Genomic DNA, 14,180 nt, shown 5'->3' on the forward strand with positions numbered 1-14,180 from the left:
AAGCCGAGAGATCCACGGTTCCAAGGCGAGGTGGGCAGCCGCCATTTTGTTGATCAATTCCGTCGGTCTCGTGCCGATCATGTACTTCCTGCGTGGCCGGCGGCCTTAGCGCAAGCTGACCAGAAATGCACGATCTCGCCATCGACGCCCGACATAGCCCGAGCTCAGGTGCATCTGCGCGACGGTGCACGGCGCTGGCAGGTGTGGGGGAGGGCCCGCTTTGGCTCATCGTGGAGGACGGCCGCGTCGCACTTGGCCGGAAGAGTCGCCCTCGTGCGTCGCGGCCACCGATCTTGCTCCCGGGCGTCCGGCATAATCGCTGACAACGCCACGGCGGCGGTCCACCGGATGATCCCGGTGGAGGGCCGCCGCGGGTGTTGCGCTCAGTGGGTGTTCTGTCGTTCCGATTTCCCTCGTCAAAACGCAGCCACGACCGCCCCTCAGGCCACCGTCCTGGTCGGAAGAGTCTCGCGCCCCGCCGCCGCGGAGGCGGCTGCGATGACCGCGATGGCGATCACGAAGAGGGCTACTCCGGTGCTGCCGCCGTGGAACCACTGCACGAGCAGCGTGCCGGCGGCCGGGGTGAAGGCTCCGCCGACCAGCGTTGCGAGTGCAATCGACAGGGACGTTCCTGTGTAACGGACCCGCACGTCGAACATCTCGGCGAAGAATGCTCCCTGGGCGCCGACGTAGAAGAAGAGGAATCCGCCGAGCAGCAAGGTGCCCAGCAGCAGGCCCGTCGTCGTTGCCTGGTCGATCAGAGCGAAGGCCGGGAAGGCTGCCACCCCGGCTCCGAGTGTGCCGATGACGTACACCGCACGCCGGCCGATGCGGTCCGATACCGCGCCGCCCGTGAGACAGAGGGCGAAGAAGATCGGCTGGCAGCAGAGCACGACGTTGAGCACCGTAGAGCGCGGCATCCCGAGGGTGCCCGTGGCGTAGGAGATCATGAAGGTCGTGACGAGGTAGTAGATCACCGTCACGCCCAGGTACATGCCGATGCCGCGCAGAGCAGCAGGGCGGTTGTTCTTCACGAACTCGCGCAGCGGTGCGACCTCGTTCCTCTGGCGCCGGCGAGCTCGCTCGAACTCGGGGCTCTCGTGCGTCTTGAGCCGCACGAAGATCCCGACCAGCACGAGGACACCGCTGAGCAGGAAGGGGATCCGCCAGCCCCACTGGGCGAACTGCTCGTCGTTGATCAGCCCGCCGATCACGACGAACGCGCCGGTCGACAGCGCCAGGCCGATTGGTGAGGCACTCTGCGGCCAGCTGCCGTAGAAACCGCGACGTCGCGGCCCTGCATGCTCCACGCACATCAGCTGGGCGCCCGGAAGTTCGCCGCCAACCCCAAAACCCTGCGCCAGTCGCATCAGGACGAGTAGGAGCGGGGCCCAGATCCCGATGGTCGCATAGGGCGGGAGCAGGCCGATGCAGAACGTTGACAGGCCCATGACCAGCAGTGTCGCCACCAGCATCGCCTTACGGCCGATGCGGTCACCGAAATGCCCGGCGACCGCGGCGCCGAGCGGCCGCGCGAGGAACCCGGCTCCGAAGGCGCCGAAGGCCGCAAGTGTTCCCGCCGCGGGGCTGAAGTCGGGGAAGAACAGCTTCGGGAAGACGGTCGCGGCTGCTGTCCCGAAGATGAAGTAGTCGTAGTACTCGATGGCGGTGCCGACGGTGCTGGCGGCGACGACGCTGCGGATCCGTCGCCCGGGCGGGGCGGCCTGTTCCGGGTCTTGGTCCCGCTGCTCAGGTTGGACCTGCTCGGTGTTGGCGTCCACGCTGACGCTCCCTCTTGTCGGTTCGGACGTACTCGGCCCGTCGCGGCGGCGTCGTCCGGCGTTGCCCGCCGGGTGCCCGCAGCGAACCCCGGCCAAGCGGTCGGCCGGAAGCCAGTACATCCTGCGTTGCGCCGGGGCCGTAGTTCCAACGCGACGTCCGTACGGCCCCTATAGGCGACGCTTATGGAGCGGTCTGTCAGGACCAGTCTTCGGACCTCGCCGTCCGGATGAAGGCCTGGGCGGCGTAGGACAACCGGTGGGCCGCGTAGAACAGGTAGTAGGGCCGATCGATCGGCGGCTCGGGGTGCTTGACGACCGCCCCGAGCGCGCGCAGCGTCTCCGCTCCGCGTGCCGGGAAGATGGCGCATCCCGCCCCGGCGGCGACCAGCGCCGGCATGGTGTCCATGAACGGCGTCTCGACGGCCACCGCCAGGGTGGAGCCGATCTTGTCGAAGGCATCTTGCAGGATCCGCTGCATCGAAGTACGGGGTGGCGCGACGACGAACGGCAGGTGCGCGACCTCCTCGAGCTGCACCGTCGGCCCGTCGGGCACCGGCGTTCCGGGCGGCAGGGCGACGACCATCTCCTGGGAGCCGACCTCTACCCGCTGAACCCGGCCGGGTCCGGGTTCGCCGACGAACGACACCAGGATTTCCGCATGGTCGCGGTCGAAGACCCTGGTCACGGTCTCGTCACCGAAGTAGGGCGAGAGGCGGACGGAGACCTGCGGGTAGGCGTCGCGGAACCACGCGATCCAGGTCGACACGGGAGTCGCCGCGAGCGCCGGCATCACCGACACGTTCAGTGTTCCGTGCGGGACGTCGATGCTCTGCTCGACCGCCGCGACAGCCCGCACGGACGACTCGACGAGCCGACGCGCCGGCCCGATGAGCGCCTCCCCAGCTGGCGTGAGTGCCATCCCCCGAGTCGAGCGCAGGAACAGCCGCACCCGCAGCTCGCGCTCGAGCGCCACGATCGACTGCGACAGGGCGGGCTGTGTCATGTGCAGCTCCGCCGCCGCCCGTCCGGTCGTCCCATGGTCGACGACGGCCAGGAAGTGCCGCGCCTGCCGGACCTCCACGTCCGCCCCCGTTCCGACGCTCGCGTACGTGACGATAAGTCGCCCGTATGACCCGCACAAGTAGCTCGGCTTGGACCCGGCCACCGGCCGGTAGCTAGCGTCGGTACCGAGGGCGGAGCGGCCCCGGACCCGGGGTGCGGCGCTGCCAGTCCGATCCGTCGTCGTCGGCGACGTGAGCACCGGTGCACACCGCGGAGGGTGGACGTGACCATCGAATTCGGCTGGTTCATTCCGACTTGGGGCGACACGACGGCGTTCGGGCGCCCCGACGCCGAGATCGAGCCCGGCATGGAGCTGTTCTCCGACGTCGCGCAGAAGGCGGAGGACGCAGGGTTCGAGTACCTGCTCGTACCCGTGCAGACCAACTGCTGGGACGCCTACATCACCTGCGCGATGATCGCCGCACGGACCACGCGGATCGCGCCGCTCGTCGCCGCCCGCCCCGGGTTTGTCGCCCCAACGGTGATGGCGAAGATGCTGTCCACCTTCGACCAGCTCTCCGGTGGCCGTGTCCGGGTCAACCTGATTGCTGGAGGGACCTCAGCCGAGCTGGAGGCCGACGGCTCCTTCTACGGCCATGACGAGCGCTACGAGCTGTTCGGCGAGGCGCTGGACGTCATGAAGCGCGCTTGGACTGAGGACGAGCCCTTCGACTTCGAGGGGAAGTTCTTCCGAGCCAACGGGATCCTCGTCAAACCCAAGCCGCTGCAGAAGCCCTACCCGCCACTCTACCTGGGCGGTCTGTCGGAAGCGGCGAAGCAGCTCTGTGCCGCGCACGCCGACGTGCACCTGTTCTGGGGCGACACCCCGGACGCGATCGCCGAGCGGGTGCAGGAGATGGACAGCCGCGCAGCCGCGCAGGGCCGGACCCTTCGTTACGGCATGCGCCTGCAGGTCATCGTCCGCGAGACGGAGGAGGAGGCGTGGGCGGCAGCGCACGACCTCATCGCCGACGCCACGCCCGAGCTGCGTGCGGCGCGCCAGGCCTCCGGAGACCAGTCCCGGGCCAACGACCGGATGAAGGAACTGGCGCGCGCTGAGAACCACATGATCGACGATCACCTGTGGAGCGGGATCGCCACCGTCCGCGAGGGCGCGGGAGTCGCGGTGGTCGGTGACCCGCAGCAGGTCGCAGCGACCCTGCGCCGGTTCATCGACGCCGGCTGTACCAGCTTCTGCCTGAGCGGCTACCCGCACGCCCGCGAGGCGGAGCGGTTCGGGCAGCTCGTCATGCCCCTGTTCGCGGAGGAGCGCCTCCCCGGGCAGCGCGAGCTCGAGTACGTCTAGACCCAGGAGCTACCGCGATGACGCACATCAGCACCGACCCGCGACCGGTCGCCGCGCTGCCGACCACCGGAGCCGTGCAGCGCGCGGTCGCGACCCTGGCCGCGGGCGGCATGGTGATCGTCACCGACGATCCCGGCCGGGAGGACGAGGGCGACCTCGTCCTGCCCGCCGCCACCGCCACACCTGAGCAGATCGCGTTCCTGGTACGGCACACCACCGGAATCCTGTGCGCGCCCATGTCCGCCGCTCGGGCCGACGCCTTGCGGCTTCCTCCTATGGTCGAGAACAACGAGGAAACCCACGGGACAGCCTTCACCGTGACGGTGGACCACGTCAGCGCCGGAACCGGGGTGTCCGCCGCCGACCGCGCCACGACGCTACGGGCCCTTGCTCATCCGGCGACGACCCCCGCCGAGCTGCGCCGGCCCGGTCACGTCTTCCCCTTGCGTGCCCGTGAGGGCGGCGTGCTGGCCCGGGCCGGGCACACCGAAGCTGCGGTGGACCTCCTACGGCTGGCCGGCCGCGAACCCGTCGGTGTGATCGGCGAGATCGTCGCCCCCGACGGGGCGATGGCCCGCGGCGCGGACCTGCGTGCTCTCGCCACCGAGCATGTCATCCCGATGCTTGCCATCGCCGATCTGGTCCGTCACCGACGCGGGACCGAGCGTCTTGTCGAGCATGTCGCGAGCGCGACCATGCCGACGGTGTTCGGCGAGTTCCGAGCTGAGGCCTATCGCTCCTGCGTGGACGGCACTGAGCACCTCGCTCTCGTTCATGGGGATGCAGCCGCAGCGGGCCGCAGCGCCCGAGGCGCCCTCGTCCGGGTACACAGCGAGTGCCTCACCGGGGACATCATCGGCTCCGTGCGCTGCGACTGCGGTGCCCAGCTGGAGCGCTCACTGGAGGCGATCGTGGCCGAGGGCGCCGGCGTACTCGTGTACCTGCGCGGGCAGGAGGGCCGCGGGATCGGTCTCGCGCACAAGATCCGCGCTTACGCGCTGCAGGAGCGCGGCCTCGACACCGTCGACGCCAACATCGCGCAAGGCCTACCCGTCGACTCCCGCTCCTACGACGCCGGAGCGCAGATCCTCGGTGATCTCGGCGTGCCGCGCGTCCGGCTGATCACCGGAAACCCCGCCAAGTACGCCGGGCTCGGTGGGCGCGATATCGAGATCGTCGCGCGCGTCGCCCTGCCGACCGCGCCCACCAAGCACAACCTCCGCTACCTCCGCACCAAGCGAGACCGAATGGGGCACGCGCTGCCACTCGAGGAGAGCGCCGGCTGACCGATGCCCGCCCCTGGCCGCTGAACCCCAGGGACTGACCGCAGCAGCAGGGGTGCGGCCTGCGCGACCGCCCCGGTCTCTTCCCACTACTGCCGACACAGAGGAAGCCCGATGACCATCACCACCAACAGGACCGCTATCCCCGTGTCCGGGGAACGGTTCAGGTCGATCATGGGCGAGGTGTGCGCACAGGTCGCCGTGGTGACCACCACGACCGAGGCCGGTCCGCACGGGACGACAGTGACCGCGTTCTGCTCACTGTCTTTGGACCCGCCGATGGTCTGCGTGGCCCTCGACCGCGGATCCCGACTGCTGGCGGCGGTACACGAGACCCGCCGCGTCGGGATCAACCTGCTCGCCGAGGGCCATGACGCTCTGGCGATGCGATTCGCCAGCAAGGGCGATGACAAGTTCGCTGGTACGGCGTGGACTCTCAGCGCAGGCCTGCCACGGCTCGATGGAAACGCGGGCTGGGTCGCAGGCGAGGTACTGGATTTCGTCGGCGGCGGGGATCACGTGGTGCTGTTCTGCCTGGTCACCGCGGCCGAGACGGCAGACCGGCGGCCGCTGGTCTACAGCCGGCGGACCTTCGGCACCCACTCCGGGTTGCTGCCCGCCTGATCGCCCCGGGCACACCATGGCGCCGGTGGGCCCGTCGTCGTGCTGGGATCAAGCACTTGCCGGCGGGCGCTCTGCGGCTGGTCTGCGCTGATGCCGTTGCGCACCGCTCGATTCGCAACCCCCGCTGCCTCATGGAGTCCCGATGATCGTGCCCGGTCAGTCAGCAGGCGGCATCCCCTACCCCCAACCCGGGCTCGGGCACAAACCCCAGGGGATGTCCACCGTCCTAGCGAGACGGGCCGGTTCGATCCTGCGCCGCCTCGGCCCTGGACTGCTCCTGGCCATGGCTGTGGCCAGCGTGGCAACGTTCGTCGGCCGCGCGGTTCCCGTTATCGGAGGACCAGTCGTCGCGATCGTTCTCGGTGCCGCTGTCGGCGCACTCGTGAAACCGGGCGACCGGCTCGACCCGGGCCTGGCCGTCGCCTCCCGTCCCGTCCTCCAGCTTTCGATCGTCGTCTACGGCACCGGGCTCTCATTGGCCCAGGTCGCCAACGTCGGACTAAGCTCGCTACCCGTCATGGTCAGCACGTTGGCCGTGGCCCTAGGCGGTGGCTGGTTGCTCGGGCGGCTAGTGGGCGTGCGCGGCGACGGCCAGACCCTGATCGCCGTCGGAACTGGGATATGCGGGGCTTCGGCAATCGCCGCTACCTCGGCAGTCATTCAACCGAGGCGCGCCGACATCGCCTACTCCGTCGGTGTCATCTTCACATTCAATATCGTCGCAGTTCTACTCTTCCCTCCTCTTGGTCACCTGCTCGGTCTGGACCAGCAGGCCTTCGGCCTTTGGGCCGGGACGGCAATCAACGACACATCGTCCGTGGTCGCCGCGTCCGTCGCCTACGGCGACGAGGCGGGACAACACGGCATCGTCGTGAAGCTCACCCGCGCCCTCATGCTGATTCCTATCGTGATCGCGCTCGGTGCCCTGAAGGCTCGGCGACGGAACGAGGGACGAGGGCCCCGCTGTATTCCCTGGAGAAAGGTGGTCCCCCTGTTCCTGCTAGGGTTTCTCGCCTCCGCCGCGATGCAGAGCCTCGGCCTGATCCCCTCGAGCTGGCGCGAACCCCTGTCCCTGCTCGGCGTCTTCCTCCTCACCACCGCTCTCGCCGGAATCGGCCTCAATCTGCGATTCTCTGAGATGCGCGCCGCCGGAGTCCGCCCGCTGATATTCGGGGGGCTGCTTTGGGTCACAGTCGCTGCGACAGGGCTCGGCATGCAGGCCGTGCTTGGTCTGTTGTGACTCGAGCATCCAATTGGTTTGCTGCTCCGGTCCTTCAGAGGTCGCCCGTCCGCGTCACGATTCCACTTGTGAATGCGTCGGGGAGCAGGTCCCGTTGATCGTTAAGTCGTCGCTGCGACGGTGGGGTCGACGAAGGCAGGTAGCGGCTGGGCGGGTTCGAGGATTGCGGCGTCTGGTGGGGTCCGCTCCAGCGCTCCATGCTCAGAATCTCGTCAACGACCCTGTGCAGCTCGTCCGCTCGGGCCCAGGAGACCAGGCAGGATGCATGGGTTCCAGGGGCCCACCCCCTTCTACCTGGGGAGATCGCACCTCGGGATGATCGCCTTCGGGCGAGTGCGTGCGTGGTCTGTGCGTGGCGGATCCGGTTCGGGCACATGGAATCAACGCTGCGACCGCCTCGGCCGCAATCGCCGCCACGTCGTGGAAGGCCGACGTGTAGGTGTCGGCGTTGAGCGTCACCGAACTGCGGCCGAGGGTCTCCTGCAGCACCTTCACTCGGCCGCTCTCGATGACCTGCCATCCGTTCTGGACAAGCTGACGGCGGATGGTCATGAGGCCGGCCGAGAGGTCCACGTCCTCCTGGTCGAGGGCGTCGGCTCCGCCGGACGCCTGCCTCTGAAGTGACGATGCGCAGGCTGCGATGGTTGTGGCAGAACCGAATCGTGCTCGGCGGGCTGACGCCGTTGGCCGGTCGAGAAGGGCTCGGCAAGTCGACAGTCGCAGTGGACCTGGTCGCACAGGTCACGCGTGGCGAGCGCGCCGGGAGTTCCTCGGCGAGTCTCGTCGCGTCATCTACGTCAACTCGGAGGACGCGAGAGACAGCACGATCGTCCCGCGTCCGGTGGCAGCTCGGGCCAACCTTGAGCGAGTCGTCTTCCTAGACGCCATGACACCGAGCGAGGACGAGTCGCCGCTTGTCCTGCCCCAAGACACATGGCTGCTTGCGGAAGAGATCGGCGATCTCGGCGCGGCCCTCGTCGTACTCGACGCCGCGACCTCGGTGATCGATAGCTCGCTCGACGGAGACCGAGACCGCCAGATGCGTCGTGGCGTCGAGCCCGTTTCGAAGCTGGCGGTCGACACGGGTGCCGCGGTGCTGGGGATTGTGCACTTCGGCAAACGCGAGTCTGCGGACACCGGCACGCTCATCCTCGGATCGATCGCGTGGTCGGAGGTTGCCCGCTCAGTGCTCGCCGTCGCGCGCGACGAAGACACTCACCAGCTGGTGATCTCTTCGACGGAAGCAAATCTCGCCCTGGGCGATGCATCGTCGCGAAGCGAAGAGCTGACGTTCTCCTCTAATCCAGACCCATCGGCACACAGCGAACTCGCCAACCGGAGCCGCGCCCCGGACGGGGACCGGCCGGAGGCCGGATGCCCCGGCGGGTGGTAAGCGGCGCGGCGGCGCCGACTTGAACAGCTAGAGAAGGTCTGAACCTGCGTGCCGAGGCGCCGGCCCAATTGAGTCAGCTCAGAGCCGCTGGTCAGGAGCGAACTCGTCGAGCAGATCTTTGACGCGCGCTGCGATGTCGTCGCGGACAAAGCACACGCTTGATCCCGTCGATGCCGCCTCGGAGGGCTCGTGGGTGGCCCTGTTGCGCTACTCGACGCCCTCGAGCGCGTCGACGTGGGCCTCCGGCCGAGGTGACCACCAGGTCGACGCTCGAAGCAGGTCGGGGTCGATGGGCTTCGGGGTCTTGGTCATGTCGGCGCCGACTTCGGCGAGAGACTCGGCGGACCGGGTGTTGATCTGTTCGGGGTCGGTGCCGGCGGAGTGGACCTCGATCCGGTCCCGGCGAGCTGGCGCATGAACTCGGCGGTCATTCGGGACTTGCCGCGTTGTGAACGCACACGAACAGCATCGGCGGCCGCGAGATCACGCGTCGCGTCGCTCATGACTGGAAACTCCGAGCGAGCGACCCAGCGCTGCATACAGGTTCTGATGGCAGGCGGTCCTAGATTCCGCTCACGCAGCACGGGGGCACGGCCGTCCGCTGGGAGGGGGTCCAGCGGGAGGCCCGCGCCAGGTCCGCTGATGCCGGAGGGAGTGGATCCGGTTCGGGACCGCACCGATCGGCAGCGATCGACGCCACCGACAACACGCGCGCACGATGGCTGACGTGCGGGAGTCGCGGTCGCCGTCAGCGTGGTTCGTTGTTCCGCCGACCGAGGGAGGAGTTCGCCTCAGGGCCTGCTGGGCATAGAGGGCCGCTGATCTACCCCTTAGGCCGGCCTGGCTGAGCGCGGCGCCTCGGACTTTGACCGCTGAGGTGTAGCGGCGCGAATCAGTGTTATTCCGCGGGCCACCTTCGGACCGACAGCCGCCCGATACCGCGCATCAATGGAGGTTCCCGTGACCGACTCCGCTCCCGCACCGAGCCTCATGGCCCGACCGGCCTGTACGGCTCGCGGATCGGGACGAATACCGCTGCCGCGGTCGTGGCCGAGTTGATCGGCACCTTCGTCTTGATCTACGGAGGAACGGCGGTCGCAGTCGCCGCCATTCTTGACCGCCGGTCGCCGGCCCGGTCTACGACTCCCTGGCCACCCCGCTCGCTTTCGGGCTTGCCTTGCTGGTGGCCGTGGCGTCGATCGGCCATGTGTCCGGCGGGCACGTCAACCCGGCCGTGAGGATCGGACTTGCGGCAGCGGGCGCCTTCGCGTTGCGGCTCGTGCCCGCGTACGTGATCGGGCAAGTCGTCGGTGCAATCCTCGGCGCCCTCGCCACTTGGCTGACCTTCGGCAAACCTGGCCGGGACGAGGCCGCGCTGGCCGCCACGGCCCCGGCTCCCGGGGTCGGCGGCGGGACGACCTTCGTCGTCGAGTTGCTCGTGACCTTCGTGCTGGTGTTCGTGGTGGTCTCCGTCGCCACCGACGAGCGGGTACACCCGAGCCTCGCGCCCGTCGCGGTCGGGGCGGCCCTCGCTGTCGCGGTACTGATCGCGGGCCCCGTCACCGGCGGCTCGGTCAACCCGGCCCGAACGCTGGGGCCGGCCGTCGTCGCCGGTGACTTCTCAGCGCTGTGGGCCTACCTACTCGGCCCGATCGTCGGCGGCGCCCTTGCCGCGCTGCTTTACCACCGCTTCCTGGCCAAGGGCGACAAGCCCGCGTAGCACAGAGCGCACCTATTCGCGCGTGCCCGCCCGCCACGGCGCCGCCCGCTGGGAGCGGCGCCGTGGTGTGCGGGTGGCGTCAGCGGTTGCGCAGGTTCTGGTCGCGGTCGGTCTGCACCCCGTCGGCTTCGATCTGCTCCTTGCGGACCTCGCCGCTGACCTGCTCCTGCTGGGTCACGGTCTCCTTGTCCAGGCGCACCCGTTCCACCGGGACGGCTTCGGTCTGGGTGACCGGCCGCTCGGCGTGCAGTGTGACCTCGTGCTCCTCCTCCGAGATTGCCGGGCCGTCGGTGGCCGCATCGATGTTGGACTCGGAGATCGGCTCCCGCTCGATGCGGACCTCCTCGTGCGAGACCGGCACCGTCTGGGTCACCTGCTCGGTCACCACGTACTTGCGCAGCCGCGCCCGGCCCGCCTCCGTCGTCTCCGTCCCGACCCGCATCCGCTCCTCTGAGCGGGTCATCGCGTCGTCGGTCGTCGGCCCAGAGGTGTCATGGCCGACCGCCCCCCGCGCACCGTCGTCCTCGGTCCGGCGGCGGCCGGTGGTCGCGGCCCGCCCTTCCCCGCGGCCGGTGTCCGCGACCTGGCCGCCCTCGGTCTGCGCGGTCACGCTGCTGCCGCCGTAAGACACGCCGTAGTGCTCGAACAGGCTCTTCTCGTCCTCAGCACTCAGCTCGCGGTCCGGGTCGTGGTGCGGGGCGTTGCGCAGAGCGTCCTTGTCGAACGGCACTCGCAACTTGTCGCCGGCCATTTCGGCGGTCGCCAACGGCACGAGCGAGACGTGGGTGCCGAACAACCCAGTCCTGACGGCCGCCCACTCGGGCCGCTGCGTGTCGTTGTCCAGGAAGAGCCCGTCGACCTTGCCGAGCTTCTCGCCCTGCCGGCCGGTGACGGTCATCCCGAAGATGCGTTTCGGGTCTTCGAGGTTCAGTGCCACTGTTCTCCCTTTCTCGATCACCTGATTCGGGTTCACCCGAACCGGTGGATTGGACAGTGGCGGGCGGGTAGCCCCCGCACGGCGAGCCCACACCCCCGATTTCAGAATTCGTCGAGGCGTCCGCGAGGCGTCTGAGCCGAACGGACGAGCGATGACCTCGCAACTCCCACCGGGGTCAACTGTGCCTTTTTTCTGCTCGACGGGTCGCCGAGGGCTCCCGGAGGCCCAGCCCGTCTCGTCAAACCAGAGGGAGGGGTTGCATCGGTGAGCCGGGCGGGTATCCGGTGATCGGTCCGACTCCGTTCGGTGAGGGTCGGCCGGACCAGGTCACCTACGGAGAGGTCGGAAGAATGTTCGATGCGTTGCAGAGCTTGCAGAGCGGGTTCACCGCCTTCGTCAACTACCTGCCACAACTGCTCGGGGCCATCGTGGTGCTGGTGGTCGGCTACCTGATCGCCAAGATCCTGAACAAGCTGATCACCGAGGGGCTGCGCAAGGCCCGCGTCGACGAGCGGCTGACCGCCAACTCCGGCGGCCGCTATGTGGAGAAGGTATGGTCTCGTAAGAACGCTGGTTCCACTGTGAGTGGTTTGGTAGCTGCGTGAGGCCCGCTCCGCCATGAACTCTGTGCGCAATTCCTGTCGGAGCTTCTCCCTTCGCGCAGAGAAGCCGACCATGCTGGTCAAGAGTGCGACCAAGAGCGAGATGGCTCCGCCGGTGGATTGCTTCCGATGTCTGGTTGGCATGCTTCGGCAGGAGGACCAGGCTTGTGACCGGCCCGCTCGCCTTCGTATCCAGGCCGCGGAAGGTGCGTTTGGCGGCGTGGTCCGAGAACGCCTCACATGACAGTTCGTCACGGCTGTCAGCCTCCGACCCTCTGAGGACCAGACACGGTTCTGGTGCGACCGATGCCTTGCTACGGCCCGCCCTATCCAGTAGGAAAAGGAAGTGCCCGGGGTTGAGCTGAGGCGTTTCCGCAGCTCACCGCTTCACGGGCTGATCAAGACGCCGACGAGCTTTCTGACCGTGAACCCGCTGGATAGCCCCGCTGATCCAGATCTGATGATCGGGCACTGGTGATGGCTACGCCACCGTGGCATCCGCGCGCGAGGTGAACACCGCGAACTGCTCGAACAGGCCCAACACCTGCAGCGGGAGCCGCACGGGCTCGGTGGTGACCACAAACCGAGCCTTCTGTCCGCGCTTGGCCACCAGGCGGTCGACCTCGAGCAGGCTGCGCACCCCGCACACCGCCAGGAAGCTCACCCCGGCCAGGTCCACCACCAGCCGTCCGCCCACCCCCAAGCTGTCGGTGGCGGCGCGCAGGCAGGAGTCGAACTCGGCGACGTTGAGGATGTCGATGTCTCCGCTGGCCTCGACCATGCTCAGCGTCGGGCTCAGCGACACCCGGGACAGCTCCAGGCGGCGGGACACGGGAAACTCCGCCGGCCCGAAACGGTCATCGAAGCTGTCCATACGGCATCAACCACGCCCAACCCCAGGCCCGGGCCGACCGGACCTGCAGTGTCCGCAACGTCGACGGCGAGGTCCTCGCCGCGGCAGGTCACCGCCATCTCAGTTCAGGCCTGCGCAACCCACGTCGTCGACAATCTCACCTCGAGCAGCGCACCGCAAAAGTTTGCGCACCCGCAGCTAGCCGTCTGGTCGGGGGGCCCCGGGTCCGCGTTCAGTCCATCAGACTCCGGACCGGTGGGCTCAGCATGACGATCTCAGTGCCGGGTTCGCCGATCTCGCCGCGCCGGACCTGCACCTCGTCCATGACCGTCGCGATCAGCGTCAACCCGGCATGCTCGGGCGGGGAACTCGGTTCGAGTCGCGGTCGCCACCAGCCGTCGTCGCTGACCCGGACTCGCACCCGCCGCAGGCCGTTCCCGTCCTCGACCAGCTCGGCGGTCACCGTCACCACTCCGCCGGCGAACCCGACCACCGGATAGCCGTGCTCGACAGCGTTGGTGACCGCTTCGTTGACCGCGCTCACCAACCGCCGGGCCTGCGCAGCCGGCCACTGCAGCTCGCTCAACCAGCGGCGCAGCTCCGCACGCACCCGCCCCGGTGTCTCCAACAGCGGCGCGAACGACACCTGCCAACTCAGCTTGACTGCCCCCATCGCACAGCTCCGTCGCCACTCCAGCTCGGCGCCACGCCCAACGACGCCAGAGCCCCTCGCCGCCCGCGTCGCGCCTTCACTACCCCACCCTGCGCACTTCAAGCCGAACCAAGCCGAACCAGACGTTGTCGCCACCGCCCCAGCACCTTCCATGCCGTTACCAGAGCTGCCTTCGAGTCTGGACAGCGAGAGAGGGCACGCCACCTCGGTCGGTGTCCCAGCCGACGCCGATGCGATGCAGACACGTCCCGACCGGCCGACACTCCACACGACCAGGAGCGACCCGTCGAGAACCTCCGGGGGAGAGCACCTGTACGTCACCGCCCCGCCCGGGGTGCGGATCCGGAACTCCAGCCCGGCGGGCCCGTCCGGGCCGAGGAGCTCGACCCCGTCGGCCTTCGCGGCCTCCACCTACCGCTGAGCGAACTGTTGGTGATCACTTCGAGCCCGCGGCATGGGCTCGATCGTGTCGGTCATCGCTGGTCCCGTCCCCGGAACACGCCCGGAGCTCGAGACCAGTTACACGAAGATCAGACAGTCCCGAGCCCGCTTCGACACAGCTGCCGCGTCGGGCCGCCACGACTGGACGGCCCCCTCGGCGGTTCGGTTGTCGAAGCCGGAAGCAGTCGAGAGAACCTGTTGGGATGCTCCACGGGCACGGGCGATGATGGCGGCGTTGTGGATGTTTCATGCGCCCAACCGGTGC

The 14,180-nt window shown here is 68.6% G+C and carries 12 protein-coding genes and 1 pseudogene; 7 read left to right on the forward strand and 6 right to left on the reverse strand.

Features of this window, described 5'->3' with window-relative positions; genetic code table 11:
• Positions 1-440 precede the first annotated feature (440 nt).
• Complete coding sequence (locus tag ACQP04_RS02935; RefSeq protein WP_433505538.1) at positions 441-1,781, reverse strand: MFS transporter; 1,341 nt, start codon at positions 1,779-1,781, stop codon at positions 441-443.
• A gap of 196 nt (positions 1,782-1,977) precedes the next feature.
• A complete protein-coding gene (locus ACQP04_RS02940; protein ID WP_433505539.1) occupies positions 1,978-2,862 on the reverse strand; it encodes a LysR family transcriptional regulator in 885 nt (294 codons plus the stop codon).
• Between the two features lie 204 nt (positions 2,863-3,066).
• Here ACQP04_RS02940 and ACQP04_RS02945 point away from each other — a divergent pair, with 204 nt between their 5' ends.
• From ACQP04_RS02945 to ACQP04_RS02960, 4 genes are all read left to right on the forward strand, one after another.
• Complete coding sequence (locus ACQP04_RS02945; RefSeq protein ID WP_433505540.1) at positions 3,067-4,149, forward strand: LLM class flavin-dependent oxidoreductase; 1,083 nt, start codon at positions 3,067-3,069, stop codon at positions 4,147-4,149.
• 74 nt (positions 4,150-4,223) lie between these two features.
• The gene (locus tag ACQP04_RS02950) at positions 4,224-5,435 is read left to right on the forward strand and encodes a bifunctional 3,4-dihydroxy-2-butanone-4-phosphate synthase/GTP cyclohydrolase II (RefSeq protein ID WP_433505541.1); all 1,212 of its coding nucleotides are present in this window, start codon (positions 4,224-4,226) and stop codon (positions 5,433-5,435) included.
• Positions 5,436-5,546: 111 nt separating this feature from the next.
• Entirely contained in the window at positions 5,547-6,056 is a 510-nt protein-coding gene (locus ACQP04_RS02955) for a flavin reductase family protein (protein WP_433505542.1), read from the forward strand.
• 142 nt (positions 6,057-6,198) lie between these two features.
• On the forward strand, positions 6,199-7,296 hold the full coding sequence (locus tag ACQP04_RS02960) for a YeiH family protein (RefSeq protein WP_433505543.1): 1,098 nt from the start codon (positions 6,199-6,201) through the stop codon (positions 7,294-7,296).
• A gap of 201 nt (positions 7,297-7,497) precedes the next feature.
• Here ACQP04_RS02960 and ACQP04_RS02965 read toward each other — a convergent pair whose 3' ends face one another.
• Positions 7,498-7,869, reverse strand: a complete 372-nt coding sequence (locus tag ACQP04_RS02965; protein ID WP_433505544.1) for a hypothetical protein — start codon at positions 7,867-7,869, stop codon at positions 7,498-7,500.
• Between the two features lie 53 nt (positions 7,870-7,922).
• Here ACQP04_RS02965 and ACQP04_RS02970 point away from each other — a divergent pair.
• Positions 7,923-8,689 (forward strand): annotated as a pseudogene (locus tag ACQP04_RS02970) (AAA family ATPase).
• Positions 8,690-9,836: 1,147 nt separating this feature from the next.
• Positions 9,837-10,409 carry an aquaporin gene (locus ACQP04_RS02975; protein WP_433508286.1) on the forward strand — a complete coding sequence of 191 codons (573 nt, stop codon included), beginning with the start codon at positions 9,837-9,839 and terminating at the stop codon, positions 10,407-10,409.
• A 79-nt stretch (positions 10,410-10,488) separates the two neighbouring features.
• Here the strand turns inward: ACQP04_RS02975 and ACQP04_RS02980 are convergent, their stop codons facing one another.
• The gene (locus ACQP04_RS02980; RefSeq protein ID WP_433505545.1) at positions 10,489-11,439 is read right to left on the reverse strand and encodes a DUF2382 domain-containing protein; all 951 of its coding nucleotides are present in this window, start codon (positions 11,437-11,439) and stop codon (positions 10,489-10,491) included.
• A 257-nt stretch (positions 11,440-11,696) separates the two neighbouring features.
• Here ACQP04_RS02980 and ACQP04_RS02985 point away from each other — a divergent pair, with 257 nt between their 5' ends.
• Positions 11,697-11,951 (forward strand): mechanosensitive ion channel family protein, encoded by a 255-nt coding sequence (locus ACQP04_RS02985; RefSeq protein WP_433505546.1) that lies wholly within the window; start codon positions 11,697-11,699, stop codon positions 11,949-11,951.
• Between the two features lie 478 nt (positions 11,952-12,429).
• On the opposite strand, the gene ACQP04_RS02990 is transcribed toward ACQP04_RS02985, so the two are convergent.
• Both ACQP04_RS02990 and ACQP04_RS02995 read right to left on the reverse strand, forming a co-directional pair.
• On the reverse strand, positions 12,430-12,822 hold the full coding sequence (locus tag ACQP04_RS02990) for an STAS domain-containing protein (RefSeq protein WP_433505547.1): 393 nt from the start codon (positions 12,820-12,822) through the stop codon (positions 12,430-12,432).
• Positions 12,823-13,033: 211 nt separating this feature from the next.
• The gene (locus tag ACQP04_RS02995) at positions 13,034-13,474 is read right to left on the reverse strand and encodes an ATP-binding protein (protein WP_433505548.1); all 441 of its coding nucleotides are present in this window, start codon (positions 13,472-13,474) and stop codon (positions 13,034-13,036) included.
• Positions 13,475-14,180 lie beyond the last annotated feature (706 nt).

The organism is Pseudonocardia halophobica (assembly GCF_050948485.1).
Lineage (GTDB): Bacteria > Actinomycetota > Actinomycetes > Mycobacteriales > Pseudonocardiaceae > Pseudonocardia > Pseudonocardia halophobica.

Coding starts and splice junctions, on each gene's coding strand:
- ACQP04_RS02955 (WP_433505542.1), top strand. CDS start 5,547: ATGACCATCACCACCAACAGGACCGCTATCCCCGTGTCCGGGGAACGG.
- ACQP04_RS02960 (WP_433505543.1), top strand. CDS start 6,199: ATGATCGTGCCCGGTCAGTCAGCAGGCGGCATCCCCTACCCCCAACCC.
- ACQP04_RS02985 (WP_433505546.1), top strand. CDS start 11,697: ATGTTCGATGCGTTGCAGAGCTTGCAGAGCGGGTTCACCGCCTTCGTC.
- ACQP04_RS02990 (WP_433505547.1), bottom strand. CDS start 12,822: ATGGACAGCTTCGATGACCGTTTCGGGCCGGCGGAGTTTCCCGTGTCC.
- ACQP04_RS02995 (WP_433505548.1), bottom strand. CDS start 13,474: ATGGGGGCAGTCAAGCTGAGTTGGCAGGTGTCGTTCGCGCCGCTGTTG.